We start from the raw sequence: 21009 nt of genomic DNA on the forward strand, positions 1-21009 counted from the left end.
AAAAGGTGTACTTTTTGAGAATAGTACAAAAAGGAGGGAGGAATAAAGTCTTTTAATCGTTCTCTATAAAATTCAAGAAAGGAGAACAAGCAATGAAAAGAACAAAAAAGGCATTAGCGGTCGTATTATCACTGTCTATGCTGGCTTCTATCACGCCACAGATTGTTCTTGCTAACAGCAATATTCCAGACCGCTATGAGGAAGTAAGCGAGATGCAGGCTATCGTTAAAGATGCCGAAGTCCATGCATATGTTACCAGAAATGGTGGAACGGCAGAACTGACAGACAGCAACGGGGTGGAAACAACCTTTACACAGGGTATCGGTTACAGAGAATATACCGCAACTCCTGCGGACGGCTGGGTATGGAAAGGCTGGACATATGAACAGCTCTATCAAGGAGAAGATTTAGGCAATCGTACTGATTATGGCTGGGGAAAACGATATTCTTTCTCAAACGACGGTTCTGATTGGAACAGTGCATATAATGGCACAGGACAGACTATCTCTGTCAACCGCCTGCTTACTAAAGGCGAAACCGTAGGAAATAAAATCATATATAATATTTATGCGAATTTCAATCCTACAATCAATGCCACTGCTGGCACAGGTGGAACGATTACAGACAATGGCGTTACGGAAGTAAACTATGGCGACAGCAAGCAATATGATATTACCGCTGACGCTGGACAGGATATAGCTTCTGTTTCAGTAGACGGGCAGGACATTTCCAACGCAGTAGGAAAAGACAACTTCTCTTATACTTTTGAAAATGTAAGAGAACCACATACTATCGACGTAACCTTTACAAATGAACTTTATACTGTAACCTATACGGACGGTGTAGAGGGGCAAGAAATTTTTAAGGACGAAGTATATTCTGACTTAAAGATTGGCGACGTTACGCCAAAGTTTAAGGGAAGTTTAGAGCGTAAAGATTATGTATTCACAGGGTGGAACCCAGAAGTAACAAACAAGGTGGCAGGAACTGCCGTATATACAGCTACATGGGCGGACGACAAGAATAACAACGGCACGCCTGACGACAAAGAAGAAAAATTCACTGTTACCTATACAGACGGTGTGGACAATGAAGAAATCTTCAAAGACCAGAGCTATGTCGACCTGTTATCAGGAACTAAAACACCAAAATTTAATGGAGAGCCGAAACGTACAGGTTATGTGTTTACAGGCTGGACACCAGAAGTCACAGAAACAGTAACACAGACCGTAACTTACTCCGCACAATGGGCGGTTGATGAAAATGGAAACGACAAACCAGACAATGATGAAAAATATACTGTTTCTTACCAGTTTATCAATGGAGCGGACGACAAGGAGCTTCCAAAAGAAGTCAATGACATGCTTCCAAAAGCAACGAGTTATGTATATGGTGTGAAAGTTGTTCCAGTAGCATTGAAAGCTGACAGAGTGGAAACAACCGACGGCGTATGGCTGTTTGAGGGCTGGACACCAGAAGAAATCGAAAAGCTGACAGCAGATACTGCCTTTACTGGTACATGGACATTTGCGAAAAATGCAGGAGGTATCAACCATATTCCTGTGATTACAGCCGAAGATAAGACGCTGACCGTTGGAGACAGTTTTGATGTTATGGCAGGTGTAACAGCTTTGGATAAAGAGGACGGCGACCTTACGGATAAGATTGAGGTTATCAACAATACAGTAGATACCTCAAAAGCTGGTACATATACGGTTACTTACAAGGTAACTGATAGCAACGGTGCTTCTGTAACTAAGACCATAACTATTACGGTCAAGGATAAAGATAAAGAAGAACAGCCTACTGCTCCGACAAAGCCAGACAAAGGCGATAACAACGTCAACGATAAGAACAACACTGCTTCAAAGGCAGATAAGCCAGATACGGCAGTCAAGACAGGCGATAGCACGAATGTCTTATTGTGGAGCATGGCAACCATCATTTCCCTTACAGGAGTGATAACGGCACTGATTTTCAAGCGTAGAAGAAGCAGATAAGCATGATTAAGGACAGGGACAAAGGTTTCTGTCCTTTTCTTCTGCTCTGCTTTAGAAACGTGCTTTCAAGGACGCAAACGATAACCGACGGAGCGAGCCGCCCACGGTGGCGGTCGCAAGACATATCGCCACGCCAGCTTGCTGGCGAGGGGGCGGTTCACTTCGGCGGTCTGGCGAGCGTAGCGAGCCTTATAAGCCCCCGTTATCTAACAAGGGGGGCATAAAAAACAAGAAACAATAGACGTTAGCAAGCGGAAAACGCTGTAAGTACAGGACGAAACCTCATTTTACACAGCGTGATATAAATCATGCCATTATCACTTTGAAAAATTAAATAGCATAGGAAAGACAGTTGATTTCAAATAAGAAGTTGATTGTCTTTTTCTTTTGCAGAAATGAAATGCAGGCAATTATCAGTACATGGTAGTTGCCTTTTTGATTGGAGGAATTGAAGAATGAATGATAAAAAATTTATTGAAGAATTAAAGTTTAAGCGTGAGGAATACGGAGTATCGCAAAAAAGACTTGCCGTTGCCTGCGGTATCAGTCGAGAACATTATAACCGCATTGAAACGGGGAAACTTCCATTGACAGAAGAACTGAAAGCGGAAATTCAGAAACAGTTGGAACGATTAAATCCATTAGAGCCTATGTTCATACTGGTTGACTATTTCCGTGTCCGTTTCCCTACCACAGACCCGTTGACCGTTATTAAGGACATTCTGCATATCAAGCCCAGACACATGCTCCATGAAGAATACGGACGCTACGGCTATGAAGAACAGTATATTTTAGGCGATATTACCGTGCTGGTATCTTCCAACCCATCATTGGGTGTTCTGCTGGAACTGAAAGGCAAAGGGTGCAGGCAGATTGAGGGCTATCTTCTGGCACAGCAGAGAAGCTGGTTTGATTTGATGATGGACTGTCTGACTTCTGACGGCGTGATAAAGCGTCTTGACCTTGCGATAAATGACAGAGTTGGAGTGCTGGATATTCCAAAGCTCATAGAAAAGTATCAGCGTGGAGAATGTATCTCCTACTTTCGCAGACAAAAGCGATATGACGGAACGGACAAGAATGGCGATGATATACCCGAAAGCACAGGAAATACAATGTATATCGGCTCAACACAAAGCGAGCTGTATTTCTGCATTTATGAAAAGGCAAAGGAACAATACGTCAAGAAAGGCATTGCCATTGAAGACAGCGAAATCAAGAACCGTTTTGAAATCCGCATGAAGAATGAAAGAGCCTATAAGGCTGTTGTGGATTTGCTGACTTACTATGACGCTGAGAGGACAGCATTTTCTATCATCAATCATTATATCCGTTTCGTTGACCCAGAAGAAGATAAGCCGAAGAACCGCTGGAAAATCAATCCTGAGTGGGCGTATTTTGTAGGAGATAACCGAGAACCCATTCGATTAACCACACAGCCAGAACCGTTCACAATGGAAAGAGCATTGCATTGGCTACAAAGACAGGTAGCACCTACGCTTAAAATGGTGCAGGAACTGGATAAGATGAACCATACAACCATAATGGACGATATGCTGGAGCATACCGAACTGAAAGACAAGCACAGACACTTGCTGGAACTTGAAAAGACAACCATAGAAGAAAGGATAGATACCGCCGTTTCAAAGGAAACTGACGGTATTTTTTAATTTCCATGAAAAATCCGCAACAGAACATCAAAACGTGTACAGATATGGTGTGAAAGAAATTTCAACTTTTTTCAGTTTAGCTTAGCAAATCAGTCTTTGCTGTACTGATATGTGCATATAGGGACAGAAATTTACGAATTAAGTCATAAAAACCTCATCTGCTGTACAGATATGAGATGAAAGAGGAAAAATTTTTGAAAAATGGAAGCAAAACCGCCTATCTGTTCCCTATATGGAGCGAGGGAAGAAAAAATTTTCAAAAAGGTCATTATATATACCTTTGCCGTCCTTATATGGTGCGAAAGAAGAAAAAAGTAAAAAATTTTTCTATTTTGGTTAGCAAAAGACACTTTGCAGGAGAGTGTTGTATGTAAAGAAGAAAAACTTTCTTTAATTTGTATTCAAAAACATTGTTCGTATCGAGTGTTGGTGCAAGAAAGAAGAAATTTATTATATTTCTTGATTTTGTATTCAAACAGACCGTAGCCGTTGAGTGTTGATGTGAAAGGAAGAAAATATTTCATTTTCATCTTAGCATTTAGCACTTTCCATTCCCTATATGGTGTAGAAAGAAAAAGTTTTGAATATTGGTTACACTTTCCCTATTTTTCAACGCGGTATATAGGAAAGATGATTTTCTTCTTTCGTGTTCTTTGACAACTGAATAAAGCAATTCAATACCTTAGACAGACAGCGAGCCGTTGAAACAAATACGCCATGACCTTTCCCCTGCAAAAGTGAGCGATTATTGTTTGTGTTCATGTAAAAGACTTGTCCTCTTTTATCGCCATGACCTGTTCTGTCTGATAATGATACTCCCGTACAGCCACAGCTTGAGCGTTCAGAGTGTCGCACGCAATGGATACGGCTACATTGGATAATGCAGAGGTGGAACTCCTGTGGGCTATGACAAAAGCCGTTGAATTGCTTAAAAAACATTTTACGGAAAGGAGTGAGAATTTATGCACGATTTAAGTATGCCATTATGGGAACGATACCTTATGACAATCGAAGAAGCGTCTAGTTACTTCCGCATTGGCGAAAATAAATTGCGTCAAATTGCCAATGAACATAAACGAGAATGTGTCGTTATGAATGGTAACCGTATGCTTATCAAGAAAAAGAATTTTGAAAAAGTCATAGATAAACTAGAACAAATTTAATGCAAAAGAGCCTTGTGCGTGTTATGATTTGATTAAGTCGTATATACAAGGCTCTTTCATACTTTGAAAGGAGTCTGAAAGATGTCAGCATTAAAAAGACGAGATAACAGAAACAGAATATTACAGAGAGGAGAAAGTCAAAGACCAGACGGAAGATACACTTACAAATATGTAGACGCATTGGGTAAAACAAAATATGTGTATGCTTGGAAATTATTACCGACAGATAGAACACCGAAAGGCAAACGAGATGATTTGTCGTTAAGAGAAAAGGAGCGTATCATACAAAGAGATTTGTATGACGGTATCGACACGCAGGGCGGTAAAATGACACTTTGCCAGTTATATGCTAAAAAGAATGCACAGCGACCAAATGTAACGAAGAATACAGAAGTCGGCAGAAAATACCTTATGAAAGCCTTAGAGGACGATATACTAGGTTCTAGGAGTATTGACACTATTAAACCGTCAGACGCTAGAGAATGGGCAACCCGTATGCAACAGAAAGGTTTTTCCTTTGGAACAATCAAGAACTATAAGCGTTCATTAAAAGCGTCCTTTTGTATGGCGATTGATGATGATTATGTAAGGAAGAACCCTTTTGATTTTTCACTAAGTGAAGTGATTGAAAATGACAGCAAAACGAAAGTCGCATTAAGTGAAGAACAGGAGCAGGCATTACTCGATTTCATAGCACAGGATAACTGTTATCAGAGATATTATGATGATGTACTGATACTGTTAAAAACAGGACTAAGAATATCAGAATTCTGTGGATTGACAAAACATGATTTAGATTTTGAAAATCATTCAATCAATATCAATCATCAGTTACTGAAAAACAAAGACGGTTATTATATCAATGAGCCAAAGACAAAAAGCGGTATTCGTAAAGTGCCAATGAGTGATGAAACAGAAAAGGCCTTTCATAGAGTGTTAAAAAGGAAACTGAAACCTATGATAAAAGAGATTGACGGTTATCGTCACTTTCTGTTTCTGTTAGAGAATGGTTGTCCTGCACATAACGCAACCTATAAAACTTTATTGATACGAATGATAAAGAAGTACAACAAGACACATGATGTTCCATTGCCACATATTACACCACATACACTAAGACATACATTTTGTACGAGATTAGCACAAAAGAATATGAACCCAAAGAATTTACAGTATATCATGGGACATTCCAACATATCAATAACGCTTAACTTATACGCTCATGCGTCAGAAGTAGGAGCAAACAAAGAAATGAGAAGTATGATAGCGTGATTTACAACGAAATGTACAACGATTGAGAGTGAAGATATGCGTAGTGTAGACCCAGTTCTGCGGTAGGTTGAAGAAATGAAAAAAGCCGACAAACCTTATAAAATAAGGATATATCGGCAATTCGAGAAGTTATAAGAAGATATAGAAAAAGTTGATACTATTTTATATGCAAAAAAATGATGCAAATACATCGTGCTCATCAATTCCAATAACTGCAACTTACAGGAGATATACCAATTCTCAGTTTGCAGAACTGACCCAAAAGAGCTCGAAGGAGCTCTTTTTCCTTTTTATAATAATATCACTATGGTATAATAGAGACATTAAAATCGGAATTAAGGAGTGATATAAATGATTAAAGATTTAATGTATATTGAACTAAAAACAGGATATTCTGATGATGGTCCAGCATGGATTGGATATGTGAGAACTTCAAAAACCAAGAAAACCATTTACTTTAATGACCATGCTTTTCAAAAATATAATGGTGGTTATTCTAACTATGTAGATATTGAAAACGGCGATGAATATTGGATTTCTGGCTTGAAAAAGAGAGAGAGCAATCGTCATTGGGCCGGTCATGGGAAAATTATAATTGACCGCAGAGCTGTTAATGAATATCTTACTCTGATTGGAGAGAAAGAATTACCCCTAAATTTATTTGAAATAATTGACATTGAAGACAGATTTCCAGTTGAAAGAGTAAATAAACTTTTGAACGACAAAGAATAAAATTCAAGTTTGTAGAATTCAAAAATTTAATATGAAATGTGAGATAGAGCGTATAGAAATAATCTATACGTTCTATTTTTTGCCTTTTTTTGAAAAAGTGATTAAAAAACTATTGACATTTTGTTACTGGCAAAACTGCCAAAAGTATTCTTATTTCCTGTGGTGCGAGGCTGGCACCATTTGATATAGCAGAACTTCGTGAAATCATGTCTTATGATGAAATGGAACTGGATAAGATCGGAGACAGGAAGACAGCCTTGTTTTTGATTATGTCAGATACAGATACAACCTTTAACTTTGTGATTGCCATGTTACAGTCACAGCTTTTCAATCTGCTTTGTGACAAGGCAGATGATGAATATGGTGGAAGACTGCCAGTTCATGTGCGTGTCATTGCTGATGAGTTTGCCAACATCGGACAAATTCCTCAGTTTGACAAGCTGATTGCGACCATCCGAAGCAGGGAAATCTCTGCTTCTATTATTTTGCAGTCACAGAGCCAGTTAAAGGCAATGTACAAAGATAGTGCAGATACCATTCTGGGCAACTGTGATACTACACTTTTCCTTATTATTTTACGTTTCACGTACAGAAAACATATGTAATAAGTAGAAAAGAAAAAAAGAGAGATTCAATATGATAAAACGAATCAGAATTGCAATCGACCATGGAAACAGAAATATCAAAACGGTTCATACAGTATTTACGACTGGAATCAGTGAAAGCGATATTAGCCCAGGCAGGGGATTTGATTATCTGGAGTATAACGGAAAGTTTTATGTGCCGAGTAACAGGAGAATCCCATATCAGAGAGATAAGACTGCCGATCAAAGATTTTTCTTATTGACACTTTTAGGAATAGCAAAGGAACTGGAATTAAACCCGAATATCGAAAAAGGTGATTTAATCCAAGTTCAAATGCCAATAGGACTGCCGCGAAGCATTTTGCGGAACTCTATGATAAATATGAGACGTTTTTCCGGGGAACTGGAGAAATACTTCAATTTAATTATAAGTAAAAAGAATATCATGTAACTATCACAGATGTTATGGCATTTCCCCAGGATTATGCGGCGATTATGCTGCAGCACCGGGAGATACGTTCTTACCCTAAAGTAGTAGATGTGGACATTGGTGGATTTACAACAGATTATCTGATGTTCCGTTCCGGAATTGAGGATATGGAGATCTGCGACTCTATGGAAACGGGAATATTAGTCTTTACAACCGGATTACATCTCGGATGCGTGCGGATTATGATGTGTTGCTGGAAGAAGCGGATATTGACAGTATTATACAAGCTGGATCGTACTGTAGATGAGGTCAGACGATGGTTTGGTTATTTCAGTATACAGCAAGCGGCAATGTATCAGGATAAAGTCTTATCCCACTTAGACGCTGGTACGCACACGATCCATCCACACAGTTATTTTCATGGGTAATTGGAGGGATAGATTTGAATAAAGCATTAACCAGAAAACAGAAAGAAAGTTATCAATGTATTTTGAATTATACGAAGGAGCATGGATACCCGCCGACAGTCCGGGAATTTGGAGAGTTGATCGGGGCGAAATCAACATCATCTGCTTTTTCCAGAATCAAGCAGTTGGAGCAAAATGGATAAAAGATGATTGTAGATACCGATAACTTAGCACCGGTTGAACTGCCTGTCTATATTGAATTGTTATACCGCTCAGTAATCGATGACAGTAGGATTATCATTAATCTTGCATCGAAAGAATACTCAAAATGTATAGAAAAGTATCTGACACCACAGGACAGATATATTACGATTGTATTTTGTGAGTTATCCGGAGATAAATTGGTAACAAAAGGTACCTATGCCAAGATGGCTCGTGGTGAAATGGTCAGATTCATATCGGATAATAATATTGAAAATCCGGTGGAGATTCAGAAATTTGACAGACTCGGATATTCGTTTAGGTCTGATTTATCTTCAGGTTCCGAATATGTATTTGAACGCAAAATAAAATAGTTATTCAGGTAAAAGATGCTCAGTTTGACAGTTTCTATAATAATGAGAATTATTACTATTTTTATTGACAACAGGATGATAGTGGTATATAATCCTTATTAAGAACTAGTCCTAATAAGGAGAGCTGATGACAAGTAGAAGAAATACCATTCAAAAAGATCTTGTAAGAAACGCTGTATGTGAAATGAAAAGACATGTTACGGCAAATGAAGTATATGAATTTGTAAAAGAATTCTGTCCTACAATCGGCAAAGGGACTGTATATAGAAATCTCGACATATTGGTAGAAGAAGGTGATTTAAGAAAAGTGGAAGTTCCGGATGGACCTAATCGGTTCGACCTTACATTAAAGAACCATTACCATGTGAGGTGTGTAAACTGCGGTGAGATTTCAGATGTGGATATGGATGAAATATTGGGCTTGCTAGAAAAAATTCATGATACACATGGAACGGACTTTTTAGGATATGACATATTATTTAAAGGTATTTGTCCGAAATGCCAGAAAAAGATAAAGGATGGGCAAATCTATTAAGCATTTATGCAAATGATGGCATGAGATTTTGAAAAAGTGGTAAAGAAAATGGAGGTAAAAGAGATGGCTGCTAACAAGTACACAGGAACACAGACAGAAAAAAATTTACAGGAGGCATTTGCAGGAGAATCACAGGCAAGAAATAAGTATACTTATTTTGCATCCGTAGCGAAAAAGGAAGGCTACGAGCAGATGTCAGCATTGTTTTTAAAGACTGCAGATAATGAGAAAGAACATGCAAAGATGTGGTTCAAGGAATTAGCAGGAATTGGTGATACAAAAGAAAACTTAGCTGCTGCTGCAGAAGGAGAGAACTACGAGTGGACAGATATGTATGATGGCTTTGCTAAAACAGCAGAGGAAGAAGGTTTCCCTGAGCTTGCAGCAAAATTTAGAGCAGTAGGAAAAATTGAAAAGCACCATGAGGAGAGATATCGTGCACTTCTTAAGAACATTGAAACTGCTCAGGTGTTTGAGAAGAGCGAAGTGAAGGTATGGGAATGCCGTAACTGTGGACATATTGTAGTTGGAACGAAAGCCCCGGAAGTCTGTCCGGTATGCGCACATCCACAGAGCTACTTTGAACTTCACGCAGAAAATTACTAGAATAGAATTAAGAAAGGTGTCTGAAAAGAAAAACTTATGAACAATATAAAAGAACGAATCAAGATATTCTCAGGAGCGCAATTGAAATATATCGCTTTTTTATCGATGTTCATTGACCATACGAATAAGGCATTAATCTATCCAAATCTGGATGGAGGAGCATTGAATCGATTGAGTGATTTTTTTGATATTTTAGGAAGAATCGCTTTCCCGATATTTATCTTCCTTCTTGTGGAAGGATATTTCCACACAAGCACTAAATGGAGATATTTAGTTACACTTCTTGTATTTGGAGTGATATCAGAGGTTCCGTTTGATATGTGCACATCGGCTAGATTTGTTGAAATCAACTGGAACAATATTATGTTTACACTGGCACTTGTGCTTGCTATGATCTGGGTGATCGATGTACTGAAAGAAAAGATGGCGGCACTACCGAAGTCTTTGTGGTATTTCGTATCATTTCTCATTGTAGCGGTGTTGTGCATTGTAGCAATGAATGCAAGTCTGGACTACGAACATCATGCGGTACTGATCGGTTATTTCTGTTATATTTTTCATGAGAGATGGGCACTTGGAATTCCGTTTTGTTACATCTCTATGTTTAAAGAGCCGTGGGCTCTGCTTGGATTTGGACTGACACTTACTTACAATGGAGAGCGTGGAAAACAGAATAAGTTAGTAAATTATCTTTTCTATCCGGTGCATTTGCTGATTTTAGGAATCATAAGAATGTATCTTGGAATTTAAAAAGAGGGCGTAAATGTGAATGCATTTACGCCCTTTCGCTTCTATATTTGAGGACCCCTTTAGTAGTATATTTTCATTTCTTCATATAACTGCTTTGCGAGTTTATCTGAGATGCTTTCAGGCTTGCATCGCCAGGTCCAGTTATCATTCAGCGTTGATGGGGTATTGATCCGGGCTTCATGTCCGAGACCAAGAAGATCCTGCATCTGCATGATCGCTGTATCAGATACGCTTGCCCATGCACTGCATCATGCCCCAGTGATATCCTTCCTTTTTTGTCAGACGAAGATATCGGATCGCATTGGATGTGTCTTCTTCCGGAGCGGTTTCAAACCAGCCGTTGATCATCTCATTTGAATGATAAAAATAATATACGCTTTCATCTTGGACTAAACTGTGGAATGTCAGTTTGTCAGTTGGACAGTATGAACATACAGGAGAACGGAAACGATATTCGTATAGACATAGAACAGTTTTGTCTGAGGATGTGCAAGGCAGCAAAGAGTTATAATTCAAATTAAATTTTCTATACATTTCGCGCAATTTATAGTATAATGTCTATATATTTAAAGGAGCGTGATAAATATGACAAATACAATTATTACAATCGGACGTGAATTTGGTAGTGGAGGATGCGAGATAGGTCATAAATTAGCTGAAAAATTAGGTATTAAATGTTACGACAAAGATATGCTGGATCTTGCAGCAAAAGAAAGCGGAATATGCCAGGAGATTTTTGAAAGCCATGATGAAAAACCAACAAACAGCTTTCTGTATTCTCTGGTAATGGATACATATTCCTTTGGTTATTCATCCGGAAGTTATACGGATATGCCATTAAATCATAAGGTTTTTCTTGCACAATTTGATGCGATAAAAAAGATTGCAAAAGCTGGATCTTGTGTTCTTGTCGGAAGATGTGCAGATTATGCATTAGAAGATAATCCTGAGCTTTTAAGCGTATTTATTCATGCAGATATGGATGCCCGTATCCGCCGTATCGCACGTGATTTTGATCTGACAGATGCAAAGGCAAAAGATATGATCCGTAAGACAGATAAACAGCGTAGCAGCTATTATAATTATTATACAAACAAACGCTGGGGAGATGCAAACAGCTATCAGTTCTGTCTGGATAGTTCCAAACTCGGCATTGAAGGTACTGTTGACGCTATTCTTAAACTGATTGAAATCAAAGATGATCAGAAAATTAATAAAAAGATATACTAAATGAAAAAATCCCGGGGATCATAGTTGAGACCTTTTAACTTCAGTCTTATATTACAATAAAAAATAAGAAAGCGGAACATTTTCTCAATCAGAAATAGATTCTGCTTTCTTATTTTTTATTCAACTGTTTTAGTTTTTTGTTTGAATACTATTTTCTTACATCAAAAATCAAAAAAATTTTAATTTTTAAAATTTATTCTCTTAATTTCACTGCCGAAGCCGCCATACGGCGTCTGTCTTCATCAATAGCTGCATAATGTTTTTTGGTCGTATTAACATCTTTATGCCCCAGGACATCTGCCACAAGATAAATATCACCTGTTTCCTTATATAGCGACGTGCCATAGGTACTACGAAGCTTATGAGGTGTGATTTTTTTATTCGGAGTTACCTGACGAGCATATTTCTTCACCATATTCTCAATTGCCTGAACCCCCATACGCTTTCTTTGCGTTGACAAAAATAAGGCTTCTTCATGGCCGGAGAGGGGAGTAATGACTTTCCTGTCAGCTTCAATGTAATTCTCAAGTGCATCCGCAACCTCATCACCAAAATAAACAACCATCTGGCTTCCGCCTTTTCGCGTAACCGTAATTCCATTATTCTTAAAATCTACATCTGTAAGATTTAAACCTACACACTCTGAAACACGGATTCCAGTACCGAGAAGAAGTGTAAGAATCGCCAGATCACGATTCTTTGTTTTCTGATAATATGCAAGTGCCTGTCCAGTCAGATGTTCACCTGCAGATTCCACATAATCCAAAAGCATTGCCACCTCATCAATATCCAAACGTATAATTGCCTTGTCATGAAGCTTTGGCATATCTACTAAAAGCGTCGGATTCGTGGCAATGTACTGATGCTTAAAGTAATACGAATAAAAGCTTCTAAGCGCTGACATTTTACGTTTTAACCCACGTTCACTGTTGGTAATCATTTCGTTGTCCTCACGCTTATAAACCTTCAGATATTCCATATATTCTTCAATATCAACAGGCTCAATACGCTCCAGATCCTGAACCCGGAACTGATCCATCGTATAATTCTTGTAAATCGGATTATTTTCTAATAAAAAATGAAAGAACACCCGGATATCATATGCATAATTGATTCTCGTCTTTGCAGACGATTTGGGCTCCATGGCCCGGAAATAATCCTTCGCGAATGGCGGCAAAGTCTTTAAGACTTCTCTAAGTCTCAGTGTCTGGTCTATCTGTGTCTGCTTGTAATAATCGCTGGTCATAGTTGATGATTTAGTTATTATTTTGTCTGCCATAATATTTTCCCCTCGTAATTACGTTATGTGTCTATATGATCTTTTGAATATTGGAATATCCTTTATTTCATATAAAAATCTACGTAAATTATACCATAACTTCATCTTCATATCTACATCTTTTGGAAAAATCGGTGTTTGTCGTATAGATTGATTTTACTAATGTGAACATATATATAAATAACATTAGAATGAACTTTAGCCTCCTAAATCATAGCTAAATAAATCTGGATAAATCAATTTCCAATTCGCCATCATAAATCAAAACGGGAATTTTCTGTGTAAAATCATATTCAAACATATTGTCATTTTCAAAATCAAAAACTGTTACTTTTTGCAAGGTTTTGTCTATAACCCAATACTCTCGAACTCCAGCAGTCCGATATTTGAATGTTTTTACAACATAATCCATCCGTTCACTACTTGGCGATACAATTTCAATTATCCAATCCGGTGCTCCATGGCAGCCTTTTTCGTCAAGAATTGATGGATTGCATATTACAGACAAATCCGGTTCGACATAATTTTGATTATCGTCATTCAAGAATACTGCAAATGGTGCTAACGCTACCTGACAAGAACCTTTATTGTTTTTAATAAAAGTACCTATCGTTAAAGATAATTCAAATAGTATAAACTGGTGCGTTGCAGTTGGCGGAGCCATATCATAAATTTTCCCATCTAAAAGTTCAGCACGTTCACCCTCTGGTAAAGCCAAAATATCATCAACTGTATATTTATATTGTTCTTTTGGTAATGGCATAACTAAAACCTCCTTTACATTATTTAATCTCTACACCGCTAATATCAACAATTAAAAAGAGCCTTTTCTATCGAGTAATCAACTTTTGTTATCCAAATTTCTCTCGTATATTCAATACAGGTTTCGGTACAAAATCAAATCAATTAGAACAACTTACTTATTCATTACATTGACATTATTTACCTACTACCATTATTTTACTCAGTCTCTGAATTTAAGTCAATTAATTTGATATTGGAATATTTCCAGGCAGATTGCCCACTGAAAGTGTTTCAAAATTACATTTCCATAGGTTTTAATTCTTTCTTCTCGTTATCATAAACAAATATTTGACGGCTCAGAATATCACTCGCTTGATTAAACATTTTATTTACATCTTTTAAAGAACGAAGAATCCGTCTCGGCTGCACTGTTGATACAGGGTGAATTCGTACATCGTGAATACTTGTAAATGATACATAATAACTTCCGCCACAAATTTCTGCCAGTTTCTCTAATACTCCAGGATAAAACATTGCAATTGCTCCATTTTTCTTTTTCACTGTCGTAATTGTCGGTGCAAATAACGGATTTATCTTTTCAAACTTATATCCAAATGCCATAAACGCTCCCTGAGTATATGGTGGATCAATTAAATCTTCTGCACGCATGTACATACGCGGCGGTGCCCAGACATTCGTATTCCGTAATGCATCTTCCCATATCTCCCCATAATCCTTCTCCCACTTATCAATAAATGCTTTTTGGGCTTTCACAGTGCCTAATCCCATTTTCTCATCGTCATAAAGCAATACATATAATACAAGTGCAATATCACCAATCTTCTTGTATACACAATCCTTTAATTCATATTTATTATCGGTAAAATTTATTGGCCGGACAATCAGACGATTACGAATAAACTCATAATCTGTAATATTCTTCATAATCTCATCCGGACTGTAAAATGATGCCAGCTTAATATTTTCACTGATAATAAAATCAACTCTCTCCCAGCCATATTCCTGATATTCATTATATAACTCTTTGACAGAGAATCGGCAATAAGTATCTGTCCTGCCCTCTAATGTTACAGTTAAATTAAGAAAGTCACCGATTAACGTATCCGATTCCACACGATTATATTTTACATTTGTATTTCGTATAAACTCTTTTTCGATATCACTTTCAGCGTTATATCCATCGGGATAAAATTTATAATTTTCTTCGGAAATATTCCATTCCTTATTCTTTAGTATATGTTTTTTTAATTCTTCCACAAATGTTAAATATTCCATTTGATTCCTCCTTTTTTCATATTCATATATGTATGTTATATTTGTCAAAATTCTAAAGTTAAAATTAATTATGACAATCTACTTTTTAACTTTTTTTATTTACGTCTAATATATTTATGATAACTTCTTGTAATTCTATTGTCAATTCTCTTCTTAGTATAAAGACAGGGCATAAAACTATCTCTAATCTTATGCCCTGTCCATGGGTGAGTGTTTATATATAAGAGAATAACATTCTTATATATCTGAGTAATAAAATATATCTTAAACGCTATATTATTTACACAACAGACTAATTATCTTGCCTGTGTGTCATAATAAGCTACTGTAAGGTATTGTCCTGCGTGGATCTGATCTGATGTAAGTCCGTTAATAGACATGACTTCATCAATATAGTCATAAATAGAATCGAAGTCATCACCTCTGTATTCTTTAGCGATTCCCCATAACGTATCACCTTCTTTGATCTCAATGCTCTTGTAAAATTTCTGTTCTGGCTGTTCACTCTTATCGTGGGCGGATACCAGATTGCTTCCAAGTGCAATACTTAATCCAGCAATCATAATAAATGCTGCAATCCAAAGTGTTAATGTGCCTCTGTATGTCTTATGCGTTTTCGATTGACACTTTCCTGATTCTGTTCTTCCCATTGTTCTTTCTACCGCATATTCGTTACCCATTCTCATAACTTTTACACTCCTCTTTTTTGATTCCCCAACATGAAATTCTAAATTGTAACTATATCTTTTTCCAGCATCGAATGAATGTTCCCGAACTTCTGTTCGTGGCTATATTATATCGAACAGTTGTTTGGATGTCAATATCTTTTTATAAAAATCCGAACATATTTTCTAAACATTTGTTTGCTTTTTAATATACCCTGTGATAAAATATAACCATCAAATCAGAGGCTCTATATCAAGCCAACGAACGTTAATGAAACAATTTTGTACAGTTCTTATATAGTTTTACAAAAGGGCTTGTTGCTCTGTCATATACTGCTAAACTATAACTATCTAAAAGAGCTGGTGTGAATATACGGGAGGTTATTATAATTATGGCACAGGGTAAGATTACTCCAAAACAACAAGAGATTTTAGATTATATCAAATCACAGATACTGGAACGTGGATTTCCACCTGCAGTACGTGACATATGTGAAGCTGTTCATCTAAAATCTACTTCTTCTGTCCATTCTCATCTTGAGACATTGGAGAAGAATGGATATATTAAGCGTGACCCGACAAAACCGAGGGCAATTGAGATTTTAGATGAGTCTTTTAATTTTAACAGACGTGAGATGGTCAATGTTCCGCTAATCGGTCGTGTAGCAGCCGGAGAACCTCTTCTGGCACAGCAGAATATCGAGAACTACTTTCCTATTCCGATGGAATTCATGCCGAATAATCAGACCTTCATGCTGACTGTTTGCGGTGAGAGTATGATCAATGCAGGTATTCTTAACGGGGATATGGTACTGGTAGAGCAACAGCAGACAGCAGATAACGGAGATATGGTTGTTGCATTGATCGATGATGGTGCAACTGTAAAGACTTTTTATAAAGAAGAAGGATTTATCAGACTTCAACCGGAGAATGACTTTATGGATCCGATCATCGTAAGAGACTGTCAGATTCTAGGCAAAGTGATTGGTGTATTTAGATTTTTTAAATAATTTTCACATGCAATTTCCTATTATATTATATAAAAACGGTATGACCTGCGCCATACCGTTTTTTATATTCCACTCTTCTGTTGTATCTAAATTCATTTATATCCTTTCGCAAACATGATTTTTCTGTTTTTCGTAAAAATCGTTATCCTCTGTTTTAAGCAATATTTGCTTGTTTCAGACGATTAGTAGTCTAAATAAAATCCAAATTTTATTTAGATTTTGTTGCTATGAAGTGTGAAAGCACTATTATTGTTGTCTTATTCTCATTCAGCCCCTATACTATATATACAGCCTACCGCCATAGGTGAGTATTTAGAAAGGAGCTTTGAGAATATGGATAACAAAGATTTTCACTCTATCATACGTAATGCTTTGACAAATTATCTTTTTGAGCTAAATCAAAGCTGTTACGAACAACCAGAATGCAAAAAAGCCACATCAAAATGTGTTGACTATTTAGACTCAAATTTAATAGATGAACAATGGCTATTAAATAATCACCTGGTTGTATATTCTGCTTGTTGTTGTTATCATAAATCGTTGGATTCCTCGATTAAAGAGGCTCATGTTTCATCTGATGAAGAATCTCTTGCTAAACTTCGTAAAGAACGAGAAGTCATAATTCGCCTAAAGATGTTTTATAAGAACCATCATTTAGATTTTAATAACCCATTGCTTTAACAATATCATCGTCTTTCAGCTCAACACCGACTCTTATTTTTTCAATAAGATCTCGCTGCCAATCTTCTAGTTCGTCCACTCTCCATTCACTGATCTCTTGTGCAACGAAGCAGCGTTCCCTATCCCATATACTTTCTTGCTTATCCTTGTCTGTATATGGGATAGATCTGTAATATGTTTTCTCACTAAATTCATACTTTACATTGAAATATAGATATCGGAAATATTCTGTGTAATGTATTTCTTTTGGGATTTCTGCACCATAATATTTGCCGTTTACTTCTTTGTAATGATATAGCTTCTGTTCAGAAAGCCGTATGTCAAATAACTCTTCGATTGTTTTATCTTTGTCTTCCGGGTGTTCTTTAAAGTGCTTTTCCTGCCACTCATTAAATAGATCAAAAGTATATGGTTGTTCGAATAGTCTTGATGTTTCTTTGCCACATATTTTTTCGCCAAAGAAATCTGCGCCACTTCTAAAACGCTCTATAATCCTTTTGTCCCTATTTGTTAAGGGCTTATTCTCCTGTATTTGTTGCTTGAATCTATGTGCCATAGACAGTTTAAGACTCCATTTTGTATATTCTGTATGTTCTTCTTCTGTCCATTCCGATTCAGGCTTTTTGAATTTTATGACATCCGGTTTAAAATTTTTCATAATATATCCGGCATAGTCTGCGACCGGAATTGTTTTAGGTATTTCGTTATTTATAATTATATTTCCTCCACATCTTCTTTTTCCCTGATATTTCCAAATGGTAGTTATTGGTCACAAGGGATTGTTCCCCACTTGAATGAAAATTTCACATCTTCTAAAGTAGGGTTTTTCTTTATTTTTACGAGATTTTTTAGGTATTCATTTAATTCTTTTTTGTTTTTTAGGTAGATTTTAGCTTTAAATTTTTTCATTTTGCCTCCATTAAAAAAGCGTATCACCGGTTTTGCCAGTAATACGCTTCGTTTTGTTGGTTGGTTTGCTACAGAATAATTGTTTTTACAAATTATAGAAAAATGCTAGTTACTTCTGTACAATTTATTAAGATAATTCGTTCATCTCAACGTCTTTTCCATCACTCCAGATTCTCTCTAGATTATAGAATGGACGGTTTTCTCTGTCAAAAATATGAATGATGATATCACCGTAATCCAAAAGTACCCATGTACCGCTGTTATTACCTTCCTGCTCTTTCAACTCATATCCGACTTTATGCATCTTCTCTTCTACATTGTCAACAAGTGCACGTACCTGACTGTCACTGGTTCCATTTGTTATAACAAAATAATCTCCAATGACAGATATCCCAGATATATCGATCACACGAATATCTTCACCCTTTTTCTCATCCAGTGCCTGATATGCTACGCGTGCCATTTCCAGTGCCTGATTCATTCTGTCTCCTCCTGTTATTTTGAATTCGCAGGAATGCGAGTGATTTTGTTGCCCGTCACCTATCGTGGACGCCATCGCCCATCGCATATCTGCTATTAATTATTAATGTTTGGAATAAAGTTCATTGTAATATTGATAAGTCTCTTCGGTTGTCTGATCAATTGGCATGTCCTGCGCTTTCAGATACACCAGGGAATCTCGCAAAATACGATACAGACACTTATCAATATCTTCAAATGCCAAATGTCTCACATCCATCATATTTGGCAGCTCTTTGCGCCCCGGCTCCATATAATCTGCAATATATACAATCTTTTCTAAAAGACTCATTCCCGGACGTCCTGTCGTATGAGAGCGAATTGCCATAAGAATCTCTTCATCTTCTATATCATACTTATCTTTCGCCAGATAAGCACCTAATTTTGCATGCAAGAGACTTGGATTCTTTCGTTCGATTTCTGAAATCTCCAGATTGTATTTTTCGCACATTTTTATCTTTGTATGTCCTGGAATGCATTTTGCGCAATCATGTAAAAGTCCGGCAAGTAAGGCCTTTTTCAAATCTGCGCCATAACGCATTGCCAGTGCTGCTGAAGTATACATTACCCCCTGTGTATGGCGATAGCGGTCTTCATCCAGTTCTTTCATTAATTTTTTACTGATTTTTTCGATTTCCTGATCCATACAGTCCTTCCTTTCTGATGTAAGCTTCAACTTCTGCCGGAATGTATTCTGACACAGGTTCTCCTGATTCTATAAGTTTTCTGATTTCATGAGACGATACGTGTTCTAAAGGCATTGCAAGGAACTTTATATGTGCTCCATATTTTCCTTTAAGCATCTGTATCTGTCCATTTAAGGACTCTTTGGTCGCCGCCTCATCTCTGCATGCTGCAAGAATAATACATGCCTTAAAAAGCCTTTCCGGGTGTTTCCATGTTTCGATTGAAAAAAGGGAATCTGCTCCTATGATAAAATAAAATTCATCGTCCGGATACATTTTCCGAAAATGTTCCATCGTTTTATAAGAGTAAGATACTTTTTCCCGCTTCGCTTCATATTCCTGCAGATAAAACTGCTTATTAGCTTTTATTGCAATCTGGGTCATGGCAATTCTTTCATGAATATCTGACTCAATAGAAGACTGTTTTTTATGCGGAGGCATTCCATTTGGCATAAACCAGATCTGATCCAGATCGAACTGCGTAAGTGCAGTCTGGGCAAGATGTAAATGTCCATTGTGGATCGGATCAAATGTACCTCCCATCATTCCTATCTTCATAGATACCACCTCACTGATACCATACATTTTTTTGTTACTGCTTCTTCTGATATCATTTACGGAAGGACAATCTTCTTATTCTTATCTTTTCCTTCTTTATAAAGAACAATTTTTTTGCCGATCACCTGAACAACCTGAGAATGTGTACGCTCTGCCAGCATACTTGCCAATTCTTTTGGATCGTCTGCACAGTTCTTCAGAACACTAATCTTAATCAGTTCTCTTGCTTCCAGTGCCTCAGCGATTGCTTTTGTAAATTCTGGTGTCATACTGCTTTTTCCAATCTGAAAGATTGGATCCATAGTCATAGCCAGACCCTTTAAATATGCTCTCTGCTTCGTTGTCATAACGTGATTTTAATTTCCTTTCTACTACAATATATTTATGGTTAATATCCCTTACAGCCAGTAAGGAATTATCCATCTTGTTGCTTAAGCTGTATAATGGTGGAGCAATTGGTATATCGGCTTCCTTTCTTGGACTTCGCGTCCGTAAAATAGACTGATAACCAGCTCCTCATTCGCAGCGTTCGTTTTATGCAGGTTGAATCGTCGTAGGCGCATTCGTGTCACACCACAGTAGATTGAATAGGCAATGAGTAAAACTGGCACTTATCCATTGCAATAATCTTAAGGAGTGACAAATTTATGAACGCAGTAGGTATCGATGTTTCTAAGGGTAAAAGTATGGTTGCTATCATGCGGCCTT

At 37.2% G+C, this 21009-nt stretch carries 25 protein-coding genes and 2 pseudogenes; 16 read left to right on the plus strand and 11 right to left on the minus strand.

Annotated features, from left to right (window positions below):
• Positions 1-92 precede the first annotated feature (92 nt).
• The 13 genes and pseudogenes from G593_RS20575 (at position 93) to G593_RS0116410 (ending at position 10724) form a co-directional block, all read left to right on the plus strand.
• Positions 93-2000, plus strand: coding sequence for an SHIRT domain-containing protein (locus G593_RS20575; protein WP_081646583.1), 1908 nt, complete (start codon positions 93-95; stop codon positions 1998-2000).
• A gap of 455 nt (positions 2001-2455) precedes the next feature.
• Positions 2456-3670: an XRE family transcriptional regulator gene (locus tag G593_RS0116355; RefSeq protein ID WP_029732386.1), complete on the plus strand. Its 1215-nt coding sequence runs from the start codon at positions 2456-2458 to the stop codon at positions 3668-3670.
• A gap of 962 nt (positions 3671-4632) precedes the next feature.
• The gene (locus tag G593_RS0116365; RefSeq protein ID WP_029732388.1) at positions 4633-4833 is read left to right on the plus strand and encodes an excisionase; all 201 of its coding nucleotides are present in this window, start codon (positions 4633-4635) and stop codon (positions 4831-4833) included.
• A gap of 81 nt (positions 4834-4914) precedes the next feature.
• Positions 4915-6105: a site-specific integrase gene (locus G593_RS0116370; RefSeq protein ID WP_029732389.1), complete on the plus strand. Its 1191-nt coding sequence runs from the start codon at positions 4915-4917 to the stop codon at positions 6103-6105.
• 351 nt (positions 6106-6456) lie between these two features.
• Positions 6457-6837 carry a hypothetical protein gene (locus tag G593_RS0116375; RefSeq protein WP_005336354.1) on the plus strand — a complete coding sequence of 127 codons (381 nt, stop codon included), beginning with the start codon at positions 6457-6459 and terminating at the stop codon, positions 6835-6837.
• A gap of 128 nt (positions 6838-6965) precedes the next feature.
• Positions 6966-7406, plus strand: a pseudogene (locus G593_RS0116380) (type IV secretory system conjugative DNA transfer family protein); the annotation flags it as partial.
• Between the two features lie 67 nt (positions 7407-7473).
• On the plus strand, positions 7474-7872 hold the full coding sequence (locus G593_RS19145) for a hypothetical protein (protein WP_005336351.1): 399 nt from the start codon (positions 7474-7476) through the stop codon (positions 7870-7872).
• 14 nt (positions 7873-7886) lie between these two features.
• Positions 7887-8279 (plus strand): hypothetical protein, encoded by a 393-nt coding sequence (locus G593_RS21000; RefSeq protein ID WP_049946510.1) that lies wholly within the window; start codon positions 7887-7889, stop codon positions 8277-8279.
• 14 nt (positions 8280-8293) lie between these two features.
• A complete protein-coding gene (locus G593_RS0116390; protein ID WP_005336347.1) occupies positions 8294-8461 on the plus strand; it encodes a DNA-binding protein in 168 nt (55 codons plus the stop codon).
• 54 nt (positions 8462-8515) lie between these two features.
• Positions 8516-8833 (plus strand): annotated as a pseudogene (gene yaaA / locus G593_RS0116395) (peroxide stress protein YaaA); the annotation flags it as partial.
• Between the two features lie 127 nt (positions 8834-8960).
• The gene (locus G593_RS0116400) at positions 8961-9368 is read left to right on the plus strand and encodes a Fur family transcriptional regulator (RefSeq protein ID WP_005330428.1); all 408 of its coding nucleotides are present in this window, start codon (positions 8961-8963) and stop codon (positions 9366-9368) included.
• A 63-nt stretch (positions 9369-9431) separates the two neighbouring features.
• Entirely contained in the window at positions 9432-9974 is a 543-nt protein-coding gene (gene rbr / locus G593_RS0116405) for a rubrerythrin (protein WP_029732392.1), read from the plus strand.
• A gap of 36 nt (positions 9975-10010) precedes the next feature.
• Positions 10011-10724: a TraX family protein gene (locus G593_RS0116410; RefSeq protein WP_029732393.1), complete on the plus strand. Its 714-nt coding sequence runs from the start codon at positions 10011-10013 to the stop codon at positions 10722-10724.
• A 59-nt stretch (positions 10725-10783) separates the two neighbouring features.
• On the opposite strand, the gene G593_RS21800 is transcribed toward G593_RS0116410, so the two are convergent.
• Complete coding sequence (locus G593_RS21800) at positions 10784-10936, minus strand: 4-alpha-glucanotransferase (protein WP_288540651.1); 153 nt, start codon at positions 10934-10936, stop codon at positions 10784-10786.
• Positions 10937-11309: 373 nt separating this feature from the next.
• Here G593_RS21800 and G593_RS0116420 point away from each other — a divergent pair, with 373 nt between their 5' ends.
• On the plus strand, positions 11310-11954 hold the full coding sequence (locus G593_RS0116420; protein ID WP_005336339.1) for an AAA family ATPase: 645 nt from the start codon (positions 11310-11312) through the stop codon (positions 11952-11954).
• Positions 11955-12147: 193 nt separating this feature from the next.
• Here the strand turns inward: G593_RS0116420 and G593_RS0116425 are convergent, their stop codons facing one another.
• From G593_RS0116425 to G593_RS0116440, 4 genes are all read right to left on the minus strand, one after another.
• Positions 12148-13233 (minus strand): tyrosine-type recombinase/integrase, encoded by a 1086-nt coding sequence (locus G593_RS0116425; RefSeq protein WP_022279741.1) that lies wholly within the window; start codon positions 13231-13233, stop codon positions 12148-12150.
• A 217-nt stretch (positions 13234-13450) separates the two neighbouring features.
• Positions 13451-13996 carry a Uma2 family endonuclease gene (locus G593_RS0116430; protein ID WP_029732395.1) on the minus strand — a complete coding sequence of 182 codons (546 nt, stop codon included), beginning with the start codon at positions 13994-13996 and terminating at the stop codon, positions 13451-13453.
• 278 nt (positions 13997-14274) lie between these two features.
• Positions 14275-15273, minus strand: coding sequence for a DUF5688 family protein (locus G593_RS0116435; RefSeq protein ID WP_029732396.1), 999 nt, complete (start codon positions 15271-15273; stop codon positions 14275-14277).
• A 296-nt stretch (positions 15274-15569) separates the two neighbouring features.
• Positions 15570-15959, minus strand: a complete 390-nt coding sequence (locus G593_RS0116440) for a LysM peptidoglycan-binding domain-containing protein (RefSeq protein WP_029732397.1) — start codon at positions 15957-15959, stop codon at positions 15570-15572.
• A 371-nt stretch (positions 15960-16330) separates the two neighbouring features.
• Here G593_RS0116440 and lexA point away from each other — a divergent pair, with 371 nt between their 5' ends.
• The gene (gene lexA / locus G593_RS0116445) at positions 16331-16948 is read left to right on the plus strand and encodes a transcriptional repressor LexA (RefSeq protein ID WP_029732398.1); all 618 of its coding nucleotides are present in this window, start codon (positions 16331-16333) and stop codon (positions 16946-16948) included.
• Positions 16949-17281: 333 nt separating this feature from the next.
• On the plus strand, positions 17282-17629 hold the full coding sequence (locus tag G593_RS0116450) for a hypothetical protein (protein WP_029732399.1): 348 nt from the start codon (positions 17282-17284) through the stop codon (positions 17627-17629).
• Here the strand turns inward: G593_RS0116450 and G593_RS0116455 are convergent.
• The 6 genes from G593_RS0116455 to yhbY all read right to left on the minus strand — a co-directional run bounded on the left by G593_RS0116455 (position 17610) and on the right by yhbY (position 20648).
• Entirely contained in the window at positions 17610-18287 is a 678-nt protein-coding gene (locus G593_RS0116455) for a hypothetical protein (RefSeq protein WP_029732400.1), read from the minus strand. The genes G593_RS0116450 and G593_RS0116455 overlap by 20 nt on opposite strands.
• Positions 18288-18391: 104 nt before the next feature.
• A complete protein-coding gene (locus G593_RS20375; RefSeq protein WP_015529224.1) occupies positions 18392-18538 on the minus strand; it encodes a hypothetical protein in 147 nt (48 codons plus the stop codon).
• A gap of 127 nt (positions 18539-18665) precedes the next feature.
• Complete coding sequence (rsfS, locus tag G593_RS0116465) at positions 18666-19019, minus strand: ribosome silencing factor (RefSeq protein WP_029732401.1); 354 nt, start codon at positions 19017-19019, stop codon at positions 18666-18668.
• A gap of 102 nt (positions 19020-19121) precedes the next feature.
• On the minus strand, positions 19122-19703 hold the full coding sequence (gene yqeK / locus G593_RS0116470; protein ID WP_005332788.1) for a bis(5'-nucleosyl)-tetraphosphatase (symmetrical) YqeK: 582 nt from the start codon (positions 19701-19703) through the stop codon (positions 19122-19124).
• A complete protein-coding gene (gene nadD, locus G593_RS0116475) occupies positions 19675-20301 on the minus strand; it encodes a nicotinate-nucleotide adenylyltransferase (RefSeq protein ID WP_005336326.1) in 627 nt (208 codons plus the stop codon). Before nadD ends, yqeK begins: the two co-directional genes overlap by 29 nt.
• Before the next feature lie 56 nt (positions 20302-20357).
• Positions 20358-20648 carry a ribosome assembly RNA-binding protein YhbY gene (gene yhbY / locus G593_RS0116480; protein ID WP_005332792.1) on the minus strand — a complete coding sequence of 97 codons (291 nt, stop codon included), beginning with the start codon at positions 20646-20648 and terminating at the stop codon, positions 20358-20360.
• Between the last annotated feature and the right edge of the window lie 361 nt (positions 20649-21009).

Origin of the sequence: Dorea sp. AGR2135 (genome assembly GCF_000420885.1) — a bacterium.
Classification (GTDB): domain Bacteria; phylum Bacillota; class Clostridia; order Lachnospirales; family Lachnospiraceae; genus Dorea; species Dorea formicigenerans.